Source organism: Moheibacter lacus, assembly GCF_014042165.1.
Taxonomy (GTDB): Bacteria; Bacteroidota; Bacteroidia; order Flavobacteriales; family Weeksellaceae; genus Moheibacter; species Moheibacter lacus.
In genome coordinates, this window is record NZ_JACDZE010000003.1 from 43,530 (window position 1) to 63,215 (window position 19,686).

The window sequence follows — 19,686 nt, forward strand, 5'->3', positions numbered from 1 at the left end:
CTAAGAAATGAGTCAAAAAATCAGAATAAAACTAAAGTCTTACGATCATAATTTGGTAGACAAATCTGCTGAGAAAATCGTAAAAACAGTAAAATCGACTGGAGCAGTTGTTAATGGTCCAATTCCATTGCCAACCAACAAAAGAATTTTTACTGTGTTGAGATCACCGCACGTAAACAAAAAAGCGCGCGAGCAGTTTCAATTGAGTGCTCACAAAAGATTGTTGGACATCTATAGTTCATCATCCAAAACAGTTGATGCTCTTATGAAACTAGAACTTCCAAGTGGAGTAGAAGTAGAAATCAAAGTGTAGTTATAAACACGAATTTCGATATATGATCCGCCTCAAAAGGGCGGATTTTTTATTGTTTTTCTTCATTGCGAGGCACGAAGCAATCTTGAAAATGTCTGAGGAATAGACTTCATTTTGCATTGCTAAATAATCTATATTGTTTTAAAAGAAAAAGTTTATTCCTGCAGAATTCTTATTTAAAACCATAATATTTACTAGGGGTACAATTAGTTATCAGCCAATTCAGCGACTTAATTTTTTTGATTAAAAATGGATATTCGCCAAATTGAAATAAAAATAAAACCGACATTAAGCCGGTTTTATTCTCATTAATTAACAATTCACCATAAGGCAAATATCTTTGTTCTATCGGGTTAGCCAGCCGCCGTTTTTTACAGTTAGAATAGAAAATGGATAAATCCAAAAAAGTGCAAACATATAGAAAACACTGTATGGATAGGCCCAAAGCGCTTCTATGAAATTGTATTTTTTTGTAAAGAATAACATCTGAATGCTGGAGAAAATAAAGGTTCCGACCAATGCTGAAGTCAAATACAAAAAAGGATGCGTAAAAAAGAAATAAAACATCAAAACGACCATTGGGATAGCCAGGATCAAGGTCATCCATTGGTTGATAAATACTAACCTTGCTCCAGATTTATTTTTCTCTCTGAAATTTTTAAATACAAATTGATTCATCGCCAAAGTTTCTCTGACATTGCTTCTTCCCCAACGTGTGAACATTTTATGAAGGGTTTTAAATCCTGTTGGCGTGTTGGTCAGGACATTGGCATTTCGCTGAAATTGAACCTCATAACCTTGTTTTAAAATCATATTGGTCATCGCACGGTCTTCTCCGATGGTAGCATAATTTCCCAAAAACCTTTGTTCGATCCAATCTTCCAAAGCATACATAACCGCTTCTCTTTTATAGGCTGACAATGCTCCTGGCGTACACAGGACAAATCCCAAAGAACTCTGCGCTGCACGCACAAATTCAAAACTAAATACAAAACTGACATTCAGCATTTTAGGGATGATCCCTTGTTGCTTATTGAGCACTTTTACATTTCCGGCTACACCACCGCAATTTTTATTGACCACAAACGGACTCACTAAATTTCTAATCGTATCTTTTTCTACCACAGAATCACTGTCGATTGTAATGAATATTTCTCCGCTTCCGGTAGTAAACCCTCTGTACAGCGCATGACGTTTCCCCTTATTTTTAGGTTGTTTATACACAGTCAGACTATAATTCAAATCAGCATTTGCTTTATTGATCCAGTACCATGTGTCATCTTTACTACCATCATCTACAGCGATGATTTCCATTTTTTCCTTTGGGAAATTACTTTCCGAAATGCTGATTAAAGTATCATAAACCAATTTTCCTTCGTTATAAGCCGGTACGATGATCGTACAAGTTGGAAGTGCTTCATCTGATACGGATTGGACGGCCTTATATTTGAAATATAGAAAAACGATATATCCCAAAAAGAACAATTGAAATACCAACATCGCCAATAGCGAATAAACCAAAATCTGACCAGCTAGGGTTTCCATTCTTTCAAAATGAAGTGCTTCAAAATGAAGTCGGAAATTGGTGAAGATAAAAATGGCAGTCAGCATCAATACCTGAACACCGATTAAAATCCCTAAATCTCTCCTGCTTAAATCCTTTAATTTGTTTAATGAAAACCAATTTTTTCTTTCTGAAAACTCTCTGTTGTTTGTAAGGCTTTTTTCCATTTTCTCGTGATTTACGTACATCACAAAGAAATGAGAAAATTGAACCAATCCTTAAAAATAGGCTTCGATGTTTGTCGAAGATCTTGTCGAATTAATTCTACAAAAATGGATTCAGATCGAATGATGGATCCGCATCAATTCGATCAATTCAACCAAAGAATCAATTCTTAACTTTTCAAAAATGCGCTTTTTAAACGTACTGACCGTGTTTTGCTTCAAATCTAATTCATTAGCAATCTCAAGGTTTCCAGCTCCTTTTGCATACATTTCTGCGATTTGTAATTCGCGTTCAGATAAGCGATTCAGCGGATTGAGGAAGTTTTGGTCATAAGAGGCGACTTCCATTAATTTTTTTGTAAAAGGGGAGTAGTACTTTCCGTTTGCGATCAATTCAGATACTGCTTTTGTAATTTCTGATTCCTCACTTAATTTACTCAAATAACCATCTGCTCCGGCTTGGATGAATTTTAAAGCGTAATTTTCTTCTTCAAAACTCGTGAAAACCATGATTTTTACATCAGGTTGCATTTTTTTAATTTCAGGAAGTACCGTTAAGATGTTTCCATCTTGAAGTTGAGCATCCAAAATTGCAATGTCAAATATGTGATTTTGAATTTGTTGATGAATTTGTTCCAAACTTGAAGCGGTGAAAATCTCATGTTTTTCAACCAGATCCTCGATGATCAATTGCATGCCTTGACGTACGATCATATGGTCGTCTGCCAATAAGATTTTTAGAGAATTTTCCGCTGAAGAAATCATGTTACCCTATTTAAATTGATTTCAAAAATAAGATTTGTTCCTTTTCCGGGCTCACTTTCTGCAGAAATCTTTCCATCGTACAGCTGAACGATTTCCTTACATAAACTCAACCCCAATCCGGCTCCGAGGTTTTTGATGTCATTTGAGACGATACCTTGAAAATAGGGTTCAAATATTTTGTCCAAATCGGATTTTGAAATGCCTATACCGCTGTCGGAAATTTGGACATGAAGTTTTATTTTTTGATCATTTTCAACTCGAGAATGAGCAAGAACTTCAATTTTCCCGTTTTCTGTAAACTTATTGGCATTCCCCAAAAGGTTGATGAACAATTGATGGATTTTAATTCGATCTGAATGGACATAGATTTCAGAAGGAATATCATTCTGAATTATAAAAGCATTGTTTCTGGATTCGATATAAGGATCGAACATATTTAAAATCGCACTGACTTCTTCATTCAAATTAAATCGACTGTTTTTTAGTTCGACTTTCTTTTCTTGATTTTTGGCGTATTCAAGGATTTGATTGGATTGGATCAACAGAGAATTATTGGTGAATTCTATGGATTTTAAATATTCTAGCGTCTTTTCATCATCTGTTTTTTTCCTAATTCTTTGTGTGAAAATATTGATGATCTTAAGTGGAGCACGCAACTCATGACTGAGCATCCCTATGATCCGATTTTTGAAATTCAGGTTTTCATTGATTTTTCGATTGGCAGTTTTCAGTTCTTTTTCATACAAAAAAGTCAATTTGGTCGTGTAAATCAATAAAGCCAAAACAAAGAACATCAACACCATCAATCCCAGTACAGCGTATCTTCTGATTTTGTTGTTCAACGAATTTTGTTCTTCATATTGTTGAAATAAACTGGAGCTGAAATCCTCTACTTTTTTGTCATAAATGCCCATGAGATCATTGCTCAGGACGATAAGGTTGTCATAATTATGATAAAGATTTTTGTTTTTTGTATCGATAGTCGAAATATGGCGTTCATATTTTTTCAATTCCTTTTGGTAATGATCGTTGATGACATTGACCGTACTGTCAAAATCAGATTGGACTTGTGTCGTGTCAATTGCATTATTGTATTTGGCAATAACAAAGGTCGTATCTCTTTTCACATCAACATTTCCCGAAATCGCATCTTTGATTCTTGGGAAAAATTTCTTTTTTTCCGTTGTACTATCCGCCACATAGTAAACTTCAACGTCCACTTCTGAAGGTTGTTCTTTGATTACGACTTTATCGATTTTCAGATTCTCTTTTTGAGGAATTGGTTTTTGGGCTGTTTGGTAGGTTTCTTCAATTAAATTTTCAAAATCTTTTAATTTGGATAATGCATCCAAACTGTCTTTTGAATTTTGAAACGAATGTTCAGAATTTCTATAGGTGTTAATGCTGTCGATGTTTCCCGAAAGATTTCGCAAAGAAGTAAAATAAGCTTCTAGAAAATCTTTGTCTTGATCCGTGATGAATTTTTGAAGGTTAATTTGCGCATGGACCAATTCTTTTCTTGAATCATCAGTCAGTGATTTTAACACCCGCATTTCTTTGATTTGATTTTCAATGGCGGTCAATTTCTTTTCATTGAAATATTCATTGTAGAAAAAAAGGAGAATGACAATCTGAATCAGAACGATAGATGCAATCAATGCATAATGAATGGGCTGTCTGTATTTGGTATTAATAATCATGAATCAATTTAACGACAAACAAATTGTTTTCTATATTCAAATGGTATTCATTATAAGTTGATTAGATGGTTTTTGAGGTGTTTTTTATTCGGAAACGCCTTTCAAAACTACAAATTTATTCAAGAATGAATTGTTAAGAAATTGCCATTTGGCAAAATTGAGTTCATGGATAGGTCTTAGATTTCATTTAGAATTTTAGGATTTCTTTATCATTTTGAGGCTTGAATATTGCAAGTTTTTAGACAAATTAAAATTTGAAACATGGATACACAAGAAAAAATCGACATCATGAATGCTGTTTTGACCAAAATGGAAGACATTCAAAATACTCAACAAAGTTTAATCGAAAAAATCGGACAAGTCGAAGTCAATTTGTTTGACATTAAATCCGAAGATTTGGACAAAGAACTCGATAAAATTATGGAGCACGCTAGTCAATCTTTCGACATCATCAAAGAAGCTATTGAAGCATTTGAGATGAAACGAAACCGTTTGGTGAATGAGTCGTAAAGGAAATATTTGATGAATATTTAAAGACCTTTCAGGTTTCTAAAATCTGGAAGATCTTTTCAGTATAAATCAGGCTCAATTCCTTGAAAATTGAAAACTTGTCTAAAAAGGGTGAATATTTTTGTCATTGAATTGTCATTGCGAGGCAGGAATCAATCTTATGATGGTGAATGAAATTGCGTCATTTCGCTCTGCTGCATTTGCAATGACTTGGAAATCCGTGACATCGGATTTTTGTGGAATAAATAACCCCAATTATTTGTAACCAATTTGGTAACAATTCTTATATTTGCGTATGCGGATAATTGCAGTTAAAACTTTGAAGGATTATTGGAATGAATTTCCGCAAGCGGAACAACCCTTACTTTCTTGGTACGAAGAAGCAGAATCTGCAGAGTGGAACAATCCTAATGAATTGAAAGCACAATATAGAAATGCTTCGATTTTAAATGATAAAAGAGTAGTTTTCAATATTCATGGAAATAATTATCGATTGATTGTCGATATAGAATACAGACTTAAAATTGTTTTTGTAGTTGGGTTTGGAACGCATAAAGGATATGATAAAATTGATGCTAAACAGATAAGTTATGTTAAGACCTATAAAAAATGAGCAACAATATGAGCAAACGCTGGAAAGGGTTTATGAATTGATGCAGAAAGAAATAAAGCCGGATTCAAAGGATTCTGACGAATTGGAAATTCTTTCTATTCTTATTAAGGAATATGAAAATGAACATTATCCGGTTCCGCAACCCAATCCTTTGGAAGCGATTAAATTTCGTTTAGACCAAATGAATTTATCGGAAACCGAATTAATTAAAATATTGGGTGCGCGTTCGCGTAAATCAGAAATTCTTTCAGGTAAAAGAAAACTTAGCCTTACGATGATCCGTAAATTAAATGAAAAACTAAATATTCCTGCGGAAGTTTTGATTCAGGAGTATTGAAATATATGATTCACACCATTCAATTTTGAATGATCAGGGGAATGATCACGGATTGCAAATCCGCGCTATCGGGTGGTCTTGATATTTAGATATTATGCACGGATTGCAAATCCGCGCCATCGGGATCGCCTTGGTTTTCGGGGTGAGGGTAAATAGTTCGGAGCTTGAAAAGAAGATTTTAAATAACTGAAAACAAAACTAATTTTTATTTTGTTTACAACCCAAGTCGCGCTCGTTTGAGCGAAGCGGAAACGACTGACTATCTTCACCATCGTTTGCAACGAAAAAGTATTTCAGATGAATCATCCATTTCCAACTTTTACTTACGTTTTTAAGTTGAAGAAAAATTTCTAGATTTTGATTTTGAAGCAAAACTTTAAAAATCCTTAAAATCAATTAGTTGCAATTCTTCCTTCCCCAAACCTAAAATTCCCTAAAAACTTCTCTAAAAAATACTTACATAAAATTTGTGTCGTAATAAATAATCACTACATTTGCACACTCTTTTTTAGGGGAGGATTCTGCCTATTTCACAGATAGTTAAGCTGAAACCCTTATAAAGAGCGAGAAATTTAAAATTAAAATTAGTAAAAAATGTCAGGAATCATTGGAAAGAAAATTGCCATGACGAGCTTGTTCGATGAGAACGGGAAAAACATCCCGTGTACCATCATCCAAGCCGGTCCCTGCGTCGTAACACAGGTCAGAACCGAGGAGAAAGACGGTTATAAGTCCGTTCAGCTTGGTTTCGATGACGCAAAAGAGAAGAACACTTCTGCTGCTTTGAAAGGTCATTTCAAAAAAGCGGGAACTACACCAAAGAGAAAGTTGGTGGAATTCTACGGAGATTTCGTAGATAATTTGGAATTAGGAAAAGAGGTAACCGTTGATTTATTTGCTGAAGGCGAATATGTAGACATTACAGGTGTTTCCAAAGGTAAAGGATTTCAAGGGGTTGTAAAACGTCACGGATTTGGTGGAGTTGGACAAGCTACCCATGGTCAGCACAACCGTTTAAGAGCGCCGGGATCTATCGGAGCCGGATCTGACCCTTCACGTGTATTCAAAGGAATGCGTATGGCGGGAAGAATGGGAGGTAAAAACGTTACCGTACAGAATTTGAATGTAGTAAAAGTAGACAACGAACAAAACCTTTTGATCGTAAAAGGTGCCGTTCCAGGTCCTAAAAATTCATACGTAATTATCAGAAGATGGAAGTAGCAGTATTAAACATCAGTGGAAAAGAAACCGGAAAGAAAGTTTCTTTAGATGATGCGATTTTCGGCATCGAACCAAGTGAGCATACTGTTTATTTGGAAGTGAAACAATACTTGGCAGCACAACGTCAAGGAACACATAAAGCAAAAGAGCGTGCAGAGATTGCAAAATCTACACGTAAGATCAAGAAACAAAAAGGTACAGGTACCGCTCGTGCAGGTTCTGCTAAATCTCCGGTTTTCAGAGGTGGTGGACGTGTTTTCGGACCAAGACCTAGAAATTATGATTTCAAATTGAACAAAGCCCAAAAGAAATTGGCGAAACGTTCAGTATTGAGTCAGAAATTGAAAGACAATGAAATCAAGGTTTTGGAAGACTTCAATTTCGAAGCGCCAAAAACAAAAGATTTCATCGAAGTGTTGAAAGCATTAGGTTTGGAAACCAAAAAAACACTTTTTGTGTTGGGTGGAGCAAATGAAAATGTGTATTTGTCATCACGTAATTTGCAAAAAACCAAAGTAGTGAACAATTCAGAATTGAATGTATATGATTTGATCAATGCATCTGAAGTTGTTTTCCTAGAAGGTTCTTTGGCACAAGTTCAAGAAAATTTAAGTAAATAAAACGAAAAGATATGTCAATTTTAATCAGACCCGTAATCTCAGAAAAGGCGACAAACTCAAGTGAAGTTTTGAGCCAGTATTCGTTTTATGTCAACCCAAAAGCCAATAAATTGCAGATCAAAGAAGCAGTTGAGAAGGCATATGGCGTAAATGTTACCAAAGTGAGCACGATGATTTCAGCTCCTCAAGTTAAGTCTCGTTATACCAAAACAGGACTTCAAGTTGGGAAAACCAATAAGTTGAAAAAAGCGATCATCCACGTAGCAGAAGGACAAGAAATCGACTTGTTTAGTTAATTAATTTAGAATTCAAAATTCAAATTTAGAATAATGTCAGTTAGAAAATTAAAACCTATCACTCCCGGCCAACGGTTCAGAATTGTAAACAATTTTGACAACGTTGAGTCAGTAAAACCGGAGAAATCTCTTACGGTTGGGAAAAAGAAAAGTGGTGGTCGTAACCATTCCGGTAAAATGACCATGCGCTACATTGGGGGTGGACACAAGCAAAGCTATCGTATCATCGATTTCAAAAGAGATCGTGAAGGCGTTGCAACGGTAGAGTCAATTCAGTATGACCCTAACCGAACTGCATTCATCGCATTGATCTCCTATGCAGATGGTGAAAAGCGATATGTGATTGCTCAAAATGGATTGAAAAAAGGTCAGACTATCGAGTCTGGAGACAATGTTGCTCCAGAGGTAGGAAACACGATGAAATTGAAAAATATCCCATTGGGTACTGTGATTTCATGTATCGAGTTGCGACCAGGTCAAGGAGCTTTGATGGCGCGTAGTGCCGGATCTTATGCACAGTTAGTAGCAAGAGACGGAAAATATGCAACGATCAAATTGCCAAGTGGTGAAAGCCGTATGATTTTAACGGAATGTAAAGCGACGATTGGAGTGGTTTCCAACTCAGATCATCAGTTAACCGTTTCCGGTAAAGCAGGTAGAAGCAGATGGAAAGGACGTCGTCCGAGAACAAGACCGATGGTGATGAACCCGGTTGATCACCCGATGGGTGGTGGTGAAGGACGTGCTACCGGTGGTATTCCTCGTTCTAGAAATGGTATGCCTTCAAAAGGTTACAAAACCAGATCGAAGAAAAAAGCGTCTAACAAGTATATCGTTGAAAAGAGAAAGAAATAAGCTATGGCACGTTCATTAAAGAAAGGACCTTTTATCCATTATAAATTAGACAAAAAAGTTCAGTTAAACGTAGAATCTGGAAAGAAAAATGTGATCAAAACTTGGTCAAGAGCTTCCATGATTTCACCTGACTTTGTAGGACAGACAATTGCGGTTCATAACGGGAAACAATTCATTCCGGTATATGTAACTGAGAACATGGTAGGACATAAATTGGGGGAATTTGCTCCAACTCGTACATTTAGAGGGCACGCAGGTGCAAAAAACAAAGGTAAAAAATAAGTAGGCGATGGGATCTAGAAAAAGAATCAGCAACGAAAAAATTCAGGAAGCAAACAAGAGTATTGCTTTCGCGAAATTGAACAATGTTCCTACTTCACCTCGTAAAATGAGATTGGTAGCAGATATCATCCGTGGAGAAGAAGTTCAGAAAGCTTTGGCGATTTTGAAATTTTCAAAACAACATGCTTCTGACCGTTTGGAGAAATTGTTATTGAGTGCGATTGCTAACTGGCAAGCGAAAAACGAAGATGCAGATGTTGAAGAAGCAGGGCTTTTTGTGAAAACAATCACAGTAGACAGCGCACGTCAATTGAAAAGAATCCGTACAGCTCCTCAAGGTAGAGCGCACAGAATCAGAAAACGTTCCAATCACGTGACTATCGTTTTAGGAACAAAAGAAGATAAAGTTAAAGCAGAAGATAAGAAATAATATGGGACAGAAGACTAATCCAATCGGAAATCGTTTAGGGATCATCAGAGGATGGGACTCAAACTGGTACGGTGGAAATGACTACGGTGATAAAATTGCAGAAGATGCAAAGATCCGTGAATATTTGAAAGCACGTCTTTCAAAAGCGGGCATCTCTCGTATTTACATCGAGCGTACATTGAAACTGATTACCGTGACCGTTACGACAGCTCGTCCCGGAATTATTATCGGAAAAGGCGGACAGGAAGTTGATAAATTAAAAGAAGAGTTGAAAAAAATCACCGGAAAGGAGGTTCAAATCAACATCTTCGAAATCAAAAGACCTGAATTAGACGCTGTTTTAGTAGCAGATAGCATCGCACGTCAGATTGAAAATCGTATTTCTTATAGAAGAGCGATCAAAATGGCAATCGCAGCGGCGATGAGAATGAATGCAGAAGGAATAAAAGTTCAGATTTCAGGACGTTTGAACGGTGCAGAGATGGCACGTTCAGAGTCTTACAAAGACGGACGAATTCCTTTGTCAACTTTCAGAGCAGACATTGATTATCACGTAGGTGAAGCACATACGACTTATGGACGTATGGGGATCAAAGTTTGGATCATGAAAGGAGAAGTATATGGTAAACGCGAATTGTCTCCACTAGTTGGTTTGCAGAAAAAGCAAGGCAAAAAGAAACCGGAAGGTAGAGGTGGCGATAGAAAAAGACAAACGCGTTAATTTAGTTTAACAGATTAAAGATTAGAAGAAATGTTATCACCGAAAAGAACGAAATTTAGAAAAACCCAGAAAGGCAAAATGAAGGGAAACACCAAAAGAGGTGCAGAACTTGCCTATGGGACATTCGGGATCAAATCGTTAGACGAAGCATTCATTACTGCACGTCAGATAGAAGCAGCTCGTATCGCGGCAACACGTTTTATGAAACGTGAAGGTCAATTATGGATCAAAATCTTTCCAGATAAACCAATTACCAAAAAACCTGCAGAGGTTCGTATGGGTAAAGGTAAAGGTGCACCTGAATATTGGGTAGCTCCAGTACAACCGGGAAGAATCATTTTCGAAGTAGGAGGGGTACCTCAAGAAGTAGCAACTGAAGCTTTGCGTTTAGCAGCTCAGAAACTTCCCGTAAAAACAAAGTTCATCATCGCTAGAGATTACTCGGCATAAAATCAGAAAGAATATGAAAATTTCAGATATGAATGAAATGAGCGTAGAAGATATCAAAGCGCAAATTGCGCAAGAAAAAGATAACTATGCGAAATTGAAAGTAAGCCACAAAGTGTCTCAGTTAGAAAGTCCTTTGTCTATACGTGCATCTCGTAAAACGATTGCGAGATTGTCAACAGTGTTGAACCAAAAATTAGCTCAACAGTAAAAACGGTCACAAGATGGAAAGAAATTTAAGAAAAGAAAGAATCGGTATAGTTTCCAGTAATAAAATGGAAAAAACCATCGTGGTTTCTGAAACGTACAAACAAAAACACCCATTCTATGGGAAGTTCGTGAAGAAAACCAAGAAATATACGGCACACGACGAACAAAACGAGTGCAACGAGGGCGATACAGTTCGCATCATGGAGACTCGTCCGTTGAGTAAAAACAAACGTTGGAGATTAGTAGAAATCATAGAAAGAGCGAAGTAATATGTTACAGCAAGAATCAAGATTAAAAGTAGCAGATAACACAGGGGCTCGTGAGGCCTTGGTTATCCGTGTTTTGGGTGGTACCAAAAGACGTTATGCTTCTGTCGGAGACAAAATCGTAGTAGCGATCAAGGAAGCTACGCCGGCAGGAAACGCGAAAAAAGGAACCGTTTCAAAAGCAGTAGTCGTTCGTACCAAAAAAGAAGTTAGACGTAAAGACGGATCTTACATCCGTTTTGATGATAATGCATGTGTTTTGCTTAACGCCCAAGGCGAAATGAGAGGAACACGTGTATTTGGACCTGTAGCAAGAGAATTGCGTGACAAGGAATATATGAAAATCGTATCACTGGCTCCTGAGGTGCTTTAAAATTTAATGACAATGACAAAATTGAAAATTAAAAAAGGGGACAAGGTAGTGGTTCTTTCAGGTTCTTCAAAAGGAACTAAAGGTTCTGTTTTGAAAGTATACCCTGAAAAAGGAAAAGCTATCGTAGAAGGTGTGAACAAAATTAAAAAACACACCAAACCCAACGCAGAAAACCCTCAAGGAGGAATTGTAGAAACCGAAGCGCCGATTTACGTAAGCAAATTGGCCTTGGTAGACAGCAACGGTAAACCGACAAAAGTGGGTTACGAAGTGAAAGATGGTAAGAAAGTGAGAATTGCTAAGAAAACCGGTAAAGAAATTTAATTATGAGTACAAGTACATACAAACCGCGTCCGCAAGTTAAATACAAAGAGGAAATTGTTCCTGCATTGAAAGAAGAGTTTTCATACACTTCAGTAATGCAAGTTCCGAAATTGCAGAAAATCGTTTTATCACAAGGTTTAGGTGCAGCGACTGCTGACAAAAAAGTGGTAGATTATGCAGTAGAGGAAATGACACTTATTTCCGGTCAAAAAGCAGTTGGAACCGTTTCTAAGAAAGACGAAGCTGCCTTTAAATTACGTAAAGGAATGCCTATCGGTGCAAAAGTTACCTTAAGAGGCGTACAGATGTACGAATTTTTAGATCGTTTGGTTTCTTCTTCATTGCCACGTATCCGTGATTTTAACGGAATCAGCGCAAAAGGATTTGACGGTAGAGGAAATTACAATTTGGGTATTACAGAACAGATTATCTTCCCTGAAATCAACATCGACAAAGTGAAGAAAATCCAAGGGATGGATATTACCTTTGTAACGTCTGCCAACACAGATAAAGAAGCAAAAGCTTTGTTAGAAAAATTCGGTTTACCATTTAAAAAAGACACAAAATAAGATGGCTAAAGAATCAATGAAAGCGCGTGAGCGCAAAAGAGAAGCGTTAGTAGCAAAATATGCTGCAAAACGTAAAGCCCTTAAAGAAGCTGGTGACTTTGAAGCACTTCAAAAATTACCAAAAAATGCTTCTCCTGTACGTTTGCACAATCGTTGCAAATTGACAGGTCGTCCTAGAGGATACATGAGAACGTTTGGTATTTCACGTGTTACTTTCCGTGAAATGGCTAATAACGGTCTTATCCCAGGTGTGAAAAAAGCGAGCTGGTAAGATTTTCTTTCATTCCGTGAATTGAGGTTCTCGAAATTGAGGAATGAATAAAAATCTCAAAATACAAAATCCAATCTCTGAAAAGGGATTGGATTTTTTGATGGGCATATTTTAATAGGTTAAGACCAACTCCAAAATAAAATCGTCCATAACATACCCATTCCCGATGTCAAAAACTCCTTCATCCACTTTCGTGAAACCATTTCGTTCATAAAAAGCAATCGAATCCACATTGTATTTGTTCACATTTAAATAGATTGATTTTTTTTGATGGTGCTTCGCCAATTCTTTGGCGCGATTCAACAATAATTTCCCTAAACCTTTACCACGGGTTTCCGCTTTCAAATAAATTTTCGAAATATATATTTTCTCAGTTTCAATTTTACAAACCAAATAACCAATCGGATTTTCTCCATCCCAAAGCAATTCCCAAACAATTCCTTCCTCCAGTTCTGAATTGATTTTTTCTTCCGAATAAAACAAATCCAACATATAGTCGATTTGTTCTTGTGAAAGGATTTTGAGGTAATGCTCTTCCCAGATTTCTCTTGCTAACTGTTGAACAATAGGAATTTCTCGGGATTGAATTTTGATTATTTTCATATAAAATTGAATTGAGACAAGGTTATGAATAGTTAAAAATAAGGATTGAAATTAGGTGAGTATTAATCTACTACTTTCCTTTTGATGTCCTTAGGAAGCCTTGCCAATAGTTCATAATTCAATTGATTGCTATTTTCACTAAAAGAAGCCACAGAAATGGATTGCTCATCTTGCTCTCCGATTAAAACCACTTCATCGCCTATTTTCACATCAGTAAGGTGCGTCACATCGAGTGTCATCATATTCATGTTAACGGTTCCGATGACATCTACTTTTAAGCCTCGGACCAATGCTTTTCCTTGATTACTCAAATTTCTATTGTATCCATAAGCATACCCGATGGGTACTATGGCGATTTTTGTCTGAATATTGGTATAATAACTCATGCCGTAACCAACAAATTCTCCTGCTTTTACCGTTTTGGTTTCGATGATTTTACTTTTCCATGAAATCACGCGTTTCAATGGATTTTTTTGATCCGGATTTTTTAGATAATGATGGATGTAAGTTTCATTATTGGGAAAAAAACCATATTGTAAAATCCCAACTCTCACCATGTCAAAAACATATTTAGGATAGCGCAAAACCGCTGCTGAGCATGCGATATGGAATGTAGGCGTATGACTTTCTAAATTTTCGAATTTCTTTTTTAGTTTCTGAAATTTCTGAATCTGATCTTTGATTCGTTTATAATTTGCAATGCTTTCAGATCCTGCCAAATGCGTACAAACACCTTCGATTTCGATGAGTTTTGATTGCTCAATCATCGAAATAATCCTTTTAAAATCAGAAATTGGGAATCCGGTTCTGTTCATTCCGGTCTCAAATTCCAGATGAATTTTCGCTGTTAAATTGATTTTCTGAACTACTTTAATGGTACTTTCTAGTGTTTCAAAATTTGGGATATAAAATTCGATTTGATGTTCTATCGCCCATCGGATTTCGTCTTGATTGAGACTTCCCATGATCATGATTTTATAATCGCCATGTACTGATTCCAGAAGTTTATAAGCTTCATCAGCACTGAAAACACTGAAGTGCCGAACGCCGCATTCATATGCAAGAGGTGCATAAATCTCTATGCCATGACCATAAGCATTCCCTTTTAATACTGCTGAAAAAACGGTATTTTTTGGAATTGCGTTTTGAATGAATGAAATATTTTGTTGTAAAGCCGATTTCGAAATTTCTATCCAGGAAGTGGATTCCGGTTTATATTGCATTTTTTAAAATTTGGTAGAACATTTTGGAAGCTGTTAGCGTAATTTCATCCGGAAAATCATAATCTGGATTGTGAAGCGCCGGGCAATTCTCACCTGAACCGATTCCAAACATCGCACCCGGAATCTTTTGCGTAAATAGTCCGAAATCTTCGCCCCATTTAAAAGGATCTTTAATTTTTTGATGGTTCAAATTTAATTCTTCTGCTGATTTTTGGATGATTTCAACTGCTTTTTTATCATTTTGATTGGATAGAAATTCTTGTGTCCATGAAATAGCCAATTTTAAATTATTTCGCTCCGAAATTTGCGCTGCAAATTCAATTAATTCATTAGTCAATTGATCAAAAAGTTGTGGCGACCATGAACGGATGGTCAGGTGCAAACTCCCTTTTCCGGCAGAAATACCATAATCCTTTGTCCCTAAATCTGCATAAACCGGTGTGATGAGGAAAAAGTTTTCATCTTGGGGCCGATTATGGGTTAGGTTTTTAGATTTTTCTAGAATTTCAGCCATCGCAAAAGCCGGATTAAAACCATGCTCAGGCTCTGCGGCATGAGCTGTTTTACCATGAAAATCAAAGATCAAACTTTTAACATTTGCTGTAAAAGCACCATCCTTATACAGGATTTTATGAAGCGGAAAACCAGGTAAATTATGCAAAGCAAACACCATGTCGGGCTTTAAATTTTCAAATTGAGGATCTTCTAAAACCGCTTTTGCACCCATTCCATTTTCCTCTGCCGGTTGCCAAAGCAAAATAATTTTTCCTTTGTTTATTGGATTTTTTTCGAGCATTTCAGCCACGCCAATCATGATGGTGGTATGTCCGTCATGGCCACATTTATGAGAAACATTTGGGTCGATGGATCGATGTGCAAAATCATTGGTTTCCTCTATGGGTAATGCATCTGTGTCCGCACGTAGCATGATCGTTTTGCCTTTTTCTTTTCCTTCAAAAACAGCCATCACACCCGTTTTCCCAATAGGGAAAACTTTGGTTCTTTTGAGGTTTTTTAAAAGTTCTTGGATTCTTTGGCAGGTTCTGAATTCCTGAGTTGAAAGTTCAGCGTAATTCTGATGCAAATCCCGACGTATTTTTTGTAATTCTTCAGCTAATTTCTCCATATGCTTACAAATTAATTGAATTGTTTGGTTTTGACACAATTTTTTGAATTGAATTCATAAATGAAACCATAGTTTTCGATACTTAATCATCCATTCAAAAGATTTATATTTGTTCCTCGGTTTCAAACAACTTGAAACTATAAAATTAAACTTGAAACAAAGAAATATGTACAGCAAAACATTCCAAGAGCATTTAAAAAGTCAATTGACCGATTTAGAAAACCAAGGATTATTTAAAAGAGAGCGCATCATAGCTTCTCATCAAGCCGCAGAAATTACTTTGCAAAACGGAAGTAAACTTTTAAATTTTTGTGCCAATAATTATTTGGGACTTTCAGATAATGCTGAAATCATTAAAGCTTCGCAAGAAACTTTGGATAATAGAGGATATGGAATGTCTTCTGTACGTTTCATTTGTGGTACACAAGACATCCACAAAGAATTAGAAGCCAGAATTTCCAAATTCCTCGGAATGGAAGATACGATTTTGTATGCCGCAGCTTTTGATGCCAATGGTGGTGTTTTTGAACCTTTGTTTACCGAAGAAGATGCAATCATTTCAGACGAATTGAATCATGCATCCATCATCGATGGAGTTCGGCTTTGTAAAGCAGCTCGGTACCGATACAAAAACAACAATATGGAAGATTTGGAAGCGCAATTGATAGCCGCTTCTGAAAAAAATCACCGCTTCAAAATCATTGTGACCGATGGTGTTTTCTCGATGGATGGAATCGTTGCCAATTTAAAAGGCGTTTGCGATTTGGCAGATAAATATGATGCTTTGGTGATGGTGGACGATAGCCATGCCACGGGATTCATCGGAAAAACCGGGCGCGGAACGCATGAGCACAACGAAGTAATGGGAAGAGTGGATATCATCACTTCAACACTTGGAAAAGCATTGGGCGGTGCGATGGGCGGATTTACTTCAGCCAAAAAAGAAGTCATCGAAATGCTGCGTCAAAAATCACGTCCTTATTTGTTTTCCAATTCTTTGGCACCAGGAATCGTGGGTGCGGCTTTGAAAGTTTTTGACATTTTGGAGGCCGATACTTCACTTCGTGACCGTGTGATGGAAAATGCCGATTATTTCCGAAAGAATATGAAAGCTGCCGGATTTGACATTCCGGATGGTGATGCGGCGATTGTTCCGGTAATGTTGTACGATGCAAAACTATCTCAAAATATGGCGGAGAAATTATTGTCAGAAGGAATTTATGTGATCGGATTTTTCTTTCCGGTAGTTCCAAGAGACAAAGCCAGAATCCGAGTACAACTTTCAGCAGCGCATACCCAAGAACAGTTGGACAAAGCCATTGCAGCCTTTACCAAAGTAGGAAAGGAGTTGGGTGTGATTGCTTAATTATTTAGAATTAAAAATTTCAATTTATAAATGAACCTTGTCTTGAGTAAAATCTGGCAAGGTTTTTTTCTGCGAAAATTTGAGCAATTTTCGAGAGAAATTAATGCCCGCGGATTTATCAGATGCCCCCAGATTTTTTACTCAATTCTGGTAAGTTTGGCTACATACGAATCTCCTTCTTCCAACACCAATTCAACTTCGAAACCATTTGTTTCTGCAGCATCTTTCAAATTTTCAAAATCCAAATACAACCATTTGATCGGTTCTTCTGATTCATTTTTATAATGAACGACATAATCCAATTCGCCATAATAATGATCAACCGGAATCCTAAATCCGCCATCCTCTTCTTCGTACATATAGAGAATATCGGTTCCGTCGATCAGGATTTGACCGTTTTCATTCAATAAATCATGAAGTTTTTTCAGATAAACATCCATTTTATCGATCGTTTCAAAAATTCCGGTACCATTCATCAAAAGTAAAATCGTATCGAATTTTTTAATTGGATTGAAATCTAGAATATTTGCACAAATTGCATTTTGAACACCTCTGATTTTAGAAATTTCAATTGATTTCGGAGAAATATCGAGCGCCGTCACTTCTAAATTTTTCTCATTTTGCAGAAATAAACTATGCGAACCTGCACCGGAGCCGATGTCCAAAGCTTTTCCTTTGGTCAATTCCAGAGCTTTTTGTTCCAAAAGGTTCATTTCATTAAAATTTCGAAACAAATAGTCGATCGGTAAATCATCCAACTCAGAAATAGAAGTTTCAGTTTGGAGGTTTTCGGGTGAATTATCGTAATAATAATCCCAAATGGCTTGTCCCATTAAATCTTTCATGGTGTAAAATTAAGTTTTAAGTTCAATTTTTTCAGTATATCATGGTTGGACAAAAAAATAAAATCAAAAGAATATTTACATTTACAAATTCAAAAATCTATTAGCATTATTCAAATGAAATTCAAAATATACCTTCCCTTTTTACTCGCTCTACTCTCTACCCTCAGTTTCTCCCAAGAAATTCCCGAACAGAAAGTTGATGAATTGGTTCAAAATACCTTAAAAACTTTCAACGTTCCCGGAATTGCAGTTGGCATCATTCACGACGGAAAAGTCGTTCTCGCAAAAGGTTACGGCGTTTCGGACATCAACACCGGAGAAAAAGTAAATGCCGATACGAATTTCGGTATCGCTTCGAACTCCAAAGCTTTTACCACAACGGCTTTGACCATGTTGGTGGACGATAAGAAAATCAATTGGGACGACAAAGTCAAAAAATACATTCCCGAATTCAAAATGTACAACGATTATGTAACGGAAGAATTTACGATTCGGGATTTGGTGACGCATAGAAGCGGATTGGGACTCGGCGCAGGCGATTTGATGGTTTGGCCGGATGGTCACGATTTCACACCCGATGACATCATTAAAAATATTCACCATTTACAACCGGTTTCTGATTTTAGAACCAAATATGACTATGATAATTTACTGTATATCATCGCCGGAGTAGTCATAGAAAGGGTTTCAGGAAAATCTTGGGTGGATTTTATTCAAGACGAATTTTTAACGCCACTCCAAATGAATCGCTCGGCTTCGAGTTGGAATTCACTAAAAGATAAATCCAATGCGGTTGCACCTCACGTTCCGATTGATGGAAAATTAAAAGTCATCGACCGGTACACCAATCATATTTTTGATGCGGCAGCCGGAATTTATTCGAGCGTAAATGATTTGAGTCATTGGGTTCAATTTCAATTGGATGAAGGAAAATACAAGGGTTTGCAATTGGTTTCTGAAACCCAAATGAAAGAATTGAAAAAACCACAAACCTTGATGCCTTTTTCTACCAGACCGCCGTATAATTCGTTGTTCAGAGCCTATGGTTTGGGTTTCCAATTGCAGGATGTCAACGGGAAATTGGAGGTTTCACATACCGGAGGTTTGGAAGGAATTGTCACACAAATCGTCATGATTCCACAAGAAAATTTAGGAATTATCGTGTTGACCAATCAACAACAAGGTGCCGCTTTTATGGCGATTTCCAATACGATCAAAGACCATTATTTAGGATTGCCGGAAAAAGATTGGGTAAAAGAATACGACGAATTGATTTCAAAAAGAGGAGAAGAAGCCGATAAAATCACGGAAGAAGTTTGGAAAACGGTAAATTCCAATCCGAAATCAATGATTCAAGAAAAAGATTTAATCGGAACTTATCGAGACAATTGGTTTGGCAAAATTACCATTTCAAAAGAACAAGGAAAACTGAGGTTTACTTCCAAACGTTCAAGTCAATTGGTCGGTGAAATGTTTTATTACAAAGACAAAACTTACGCTGTGAAATGGGACAATGCTTATTTGCATGCCGATGCCTTTGTGTTTGTCCAAATGGAAAATGAAAAAATTACGGGATTGAAAATGGAAGCGATTTCGCCGTTGACCGATTTCAGTTATGATTTTCAGGATTTGGATTTTGTGAAAATCAGTAATTAGTAAATGGAAATTAGTT

Annotated in this window: 27 protein-coding genes; 20 read left to right on the forward strand and 7 right to left on the reverse strand. The window is 36.7% G+C overall.

The window, feature by feature from the left end:
* Nucleotides 1-7 precede the first annotated feature (7 nt).
* Nucleotides 8-313 carry a 30S ribosomal protein S10 gene (rpsJ, locus tag HU137_RS09655; protein ID WP_182043643.1) on the forward strand — a complete coding sequence of 102 codons (306 nt, stop codon included), beginning with the start codon at nt 8-10 and terminating at the stop codon, nt 311-313.
* A 345-nt stretch (nt 314-658) separates the two neighbouring features.
* On the opposite strand, the gene HU137_RS09660 is transcribed toward rpsJ, so the two are convergent.
* The 3 genes from HU137_RS09660 to HU137_RS09670 all read right to left on the reverse strand — a co-directional run bounded on the left by HU137_RS09660 (nt 659) and on the right by HU137_RS09670 (nt 4,506).
* The gene (locus HU137_RS09660) at nt 659-2,044 is read right to left on the reverse strand and encodes a glycosyltransferase (protein ID WP_182043644.1); all 1,386 of its coding nucleotides are present in this window, start codon (nt 2,042-2,044) and stop codon (nt 659-661) included.
* Between the two features lie 111 nt (nt 2,045-2,155).
* The gene (locus tag HU137_RS09665) at nt 2,156-2,806 is read right to left on the reverse strand and encodes a response regulator (RefSeq protein ID WP_182043645.1); all 651 of its coding nucleotides are present in this window, start codon (nt 2,804-2,806) and stop codon (nt 2,156-2,158) included.
* Nucleotides 2,803-4,506 (reverse strand): sensor histidine kinase, encoded by a 1,704-nt coding sequence (locus HU137_RS09670; RefSeq protein ID WP_182043646.1) that lies wholly within the window; start codon nt 4,504-4,506, stop codon nt 2,803-2,805. Before HU137_RS09670 ends, HU137_RS09665 begins: the two co-directional genes overlap by 4 nt.
* 261 nt (nt 4,507-4,767) lie before the next feature.
* Here HU137_RS09670 and HU137_RS09675 point away from each other — a divergent pair, with 261 nt between their 5' ends.
* From HU137_RS09675 to rpsN, 17 genes are all read left to right on the forward strand, one after another.
* Nucleotides 4,768-5,016, forward strand: coding sequence for a hypothetical protein (locus HU137_RS09675; RefSeq protein WP_182043647.1), 249 nt, complete (start codon nt 4,768-4,770; stop codon nt 5,014-5,016).
* A gap of 295 nt (nt 5,017-5,311) precedes the next feature.
* Nucleotides 5,312-5,629 carry a type II toxin-antitoxin system HigB family toxin gene (locus HU137_RS09680; protein ID WP_182043648.1) on the forward strand — a complete coding sequence of 106 codons (318 nt, stop codon included), beginning with the start codon at nt 5,312-5,314 and terminating at the stop codon, nt 5,627-5,629.
* Nucleotides 5,607-5,966 (forward strand): helix-turn-helix domain-containing protein, encoded by a 360-nt coding sequence (locus HU137_RS09685; protein ID WP_182043649.1) that lies wholly within the window; start codon nt 5,607-5,609, stop codon nt 5,964-5,966. The genes HU137_RS09680 and HU137_RS09685 overlap by 23 nt, the downstream gene beginning before the upstream one ends.
* 594 nt (nt 5,967-6,560) lie before the next feature.
* Nucleotides 6,561-7,187 carry a 50S ribosomal protein L3 gene (gene rplC / locus HU137_RS09690; RefSeq protein WP_182043650.1) on the forward strand — a complete coding sequence of 209 codons (627 nt, stop codon included), beginning with the start codon at nt 6,561-6,563 and terminating at the stop codon, nt 7,185-7,187.
* Nucleotides 7,178-7,807, forward strand: coding sequence for a 50S ribosomal protein L4 (rplD, locus tag HU137_RS09695; RefSeq protein ID WP_182043651.1), 630 nt, complete (start codon nt 7,178-7,180; stop codon nt 7,805-7,807). Before rplC ends, rplD begins: the two co-directional genes overlap by 10 nt.
* Before the next feature lie 11 nt (nt 7,808-7,818).
* Nucleotides 7,819-8,103: a 50S ribosomal protein L23 gene (gene rplW, locus HU137_RS09700; RefSeq protein ID WP_182043652.1), complete on the forward strand. Its 285-nt coding sequence runs from the start codon at nt 7,819-7,821 to the stop codon at nt 8,101-8,103.
* Between the two features lie 33 nt (nt 8,104-8,136).
* Nucleotides 8,137-8,958, forward strand: coding sequence for a 50S ribosomal protein L2 (gene rplB / locus HU137_RS09705; RefSeq protein WP_182043653.1), 822 nt, complete (start codon nt 8,137-8,139; stop codon nt 8,956-8,958).
* Between the two features lie 3 nt (nt 8,959-8,961).
* Nucleotides 8,962-9,240 carry a 30S ribosomal protein S19 gene (rpsS, locus tag HU137_RS09710; RefSeq protein WP_182043654.1) on the forward strand — a complete coding sequence of 93 codons (279 nt, stop codon included), beginning with the start codon at nt 8,962-8,964 and terminating at the stop codon, nt 9,238-9,240.
* Nucleotides 9,241-9,247: 7 nt separating this feature from the next.
* A complete protein-coding gene (gene rplV, locus HU137_RS09715) occupies nt 9,248-9,670 on the forward strand; it encodes a 50S ribosomal protein L22 (protein ID WP_182043655.1) in 423 nt (140 codons plus the stop codon).
* A gap of 1 nt (nt 9,671) precedes the next feature.
* On the forward strand, nt 9,672-10,391 hold the full coding sequence (rpsC, locus tag HU137_RS09720) for a 30S ribosomal protein S3 (protein WP_182043656.1): 720 nt from the start codon (nt 9,672-9,674) through the stop codon (nt 10,389-10,391).
* Nucleotides 10,392-10,421: 30 nt separating this feature from the next.
* Complete coding sequence (rplP, locus tag HU137_RS09725) at nt 10,422-10,841, forward strand: 50S ribosomal protein L16 (RefSeq protein ID WP_182043657.1); 420 nt, start codon at nt 10,422-10,424, stop codon at nt 10,839-10,841.
* Between the two features lie 28 nt (nt 10,842-10,869).
* Entirely contained in the window at nt 10,870-11,049 is a 180-nt protein-coding gene (gene rpmC / locus HU137_RS09730; protein WP_220457212.1) for a 50S ribosomal protein L29, read from the forward strand.
* Nucleotides 11,050-11,062: 13 nt separating this feature from the next.
* Complete coding sequence (rpsQ, locus tag HU137_RS09735) at nt 11,063-11,317, forward strand: 30S ribosomal protein S17 (RefSeq protein WP_182043659.1); 255 nt, start codon at nt 11,063-11,065, stop codon at nt 11,315-11,317.
* Nucleotide 11,318: 1 nt separating this feature from the next.
* On the forward strand, nt 11,319-11,687 hold the full coding sequence (gene rplN / locus HU137_RS09740; protein WP_182043660.1) for a 50S ribosomal protein L14: 369 nt from the start codon (nt 11,319-11,321) through the stop codon (nt 11,685-11,687).
* Between the two features lie 12 nt (nt 11,688-11,699).
* On the forward strand, nt 11,700-12,011 hold the full coding sequence (gene rplX, locus HU137_RS09745) for a 50S ribosomal protein L24 (protein ID WP_220457213.1): 312 nt from the start codon (nt 11,700-11,702) through the stop codon (nt 12,009-12,011).
* Between the two features lie 2 nt (nt 12,012-12,013).
* On the forward strand, nt 12,014-12,580 hold the full coding sequence (gene rplE / locus HU137_RS09750) for a 50S ribosomal protein L5 (RefSeq protein ID WP_182043661.1): 567 nt from the start codon (nt 12,014-12,016) through the stop codon (nt 12,578-12,580).
* A 1-nt stretch (nt 12,581) separates the two neighbouring features.
* Entirely contained in the window at nt 12,582-12,851 is a 270-nt protein-coding gene (rpsN, locus tag HU137_RS09755) for a 30S ribosomal protein S14 (RefSeq protein ID WP_182043662.1), read from the forward strand.
* A 111-nt stretch (nt 12,852-12,962) separates the two neighbouring features.
* On the opposite strand, the gene HU137_RS09760 is transcribed toward rpsN, so the two are convergent.
* The 3 genes from HU137_RS09760 to HU137_RS09770 all read right to left on the reverse strand — a co-directional run bounded on the left by HU137_RS09760 (nt 12,963) and on the right by HU137_RS09770 (nt 15,803).
* Nucleotides 12,963-13,454, reverse strand: coding sequence for a GNAT family N-acetyltransferase (locus HU137_RS09760; RefSeq protein ID WP_182043663.1), 492 nt, complete (start codon nt 13,452-13,454; stop codon nt 12,963-12,965).
* Between the two features lie 62 nt (nt 13,455-13,516).
* Nucleotides 13,517-14,677, reverse strand: coding sequence for an alanine racemase (gene alr, locus HU137_RS09765; protein WP_182043664.1), 1,161 nt, complete (start codon nt 14,675-14,677; stop codon nt 13,517-13,519).
* Nucleotides 14,667-15,803, reverse strand: coding sequence for an amidohydrolase (locus tag HU137_RS09770; RefSeq protein ID WP_182043665.1), 1,137 nt, complete (start codon nt 15,801-15,803; stop codon nt 14,667-14,669). Before HU137_RS09770 ends, alr begins: the two co-directional genes overlap by 11 nt.
* 166 nt (nt 15,804-15,969) lie before the next feature.
* Between HU137_RS09770 and kbl the strand changes: the two genes are divergently transcribed.
* Nucleotides 15,970-17,169 (forward strand): glycine C-acetyltransferase, encoded by a 1,200-nt coding sequence (gene kbl, locus HU137_RS09775; protein WP_182043666.1) that lies wholly within the window; start codon nt 15,970-15,972, stop codon nt 17,167-17,169.
* Between the two features lie 137 nt (nt 17,170-17,306).
* Here the strand turns inward: kbl and HU137_RS09780 are convergent, their stop codons facing one another.
* Nucleotides 17,307-18,014, reverse strand: coding sequence for a class I SAM-dependent methyltransferase (locus HU137_RS09780; RefSeq protein ID WP_182043667.1), 708 nt, complete (start codon nt 18,012-18,014; stop codon nt 17,307-17,309).
* 114 nt (nt 18,015-18,128) lie between these two features.
* On the opposite strand from HU137_RS09780, the gene HU137_RS09785 reads away from it, so the two are divergent.
* Nucleotides 18,129-19,670, forward strand: a complete 1,542-nt coding sequence (locus HU137_RS09785; protein WP_182043668.1) for a serine hydrolase — start codon at nt 18,129-18,131, stop codon at nt 19,668-19,670.
* Nucleotides 19,671-19,686: the final 16 nt, after the last annotated feature.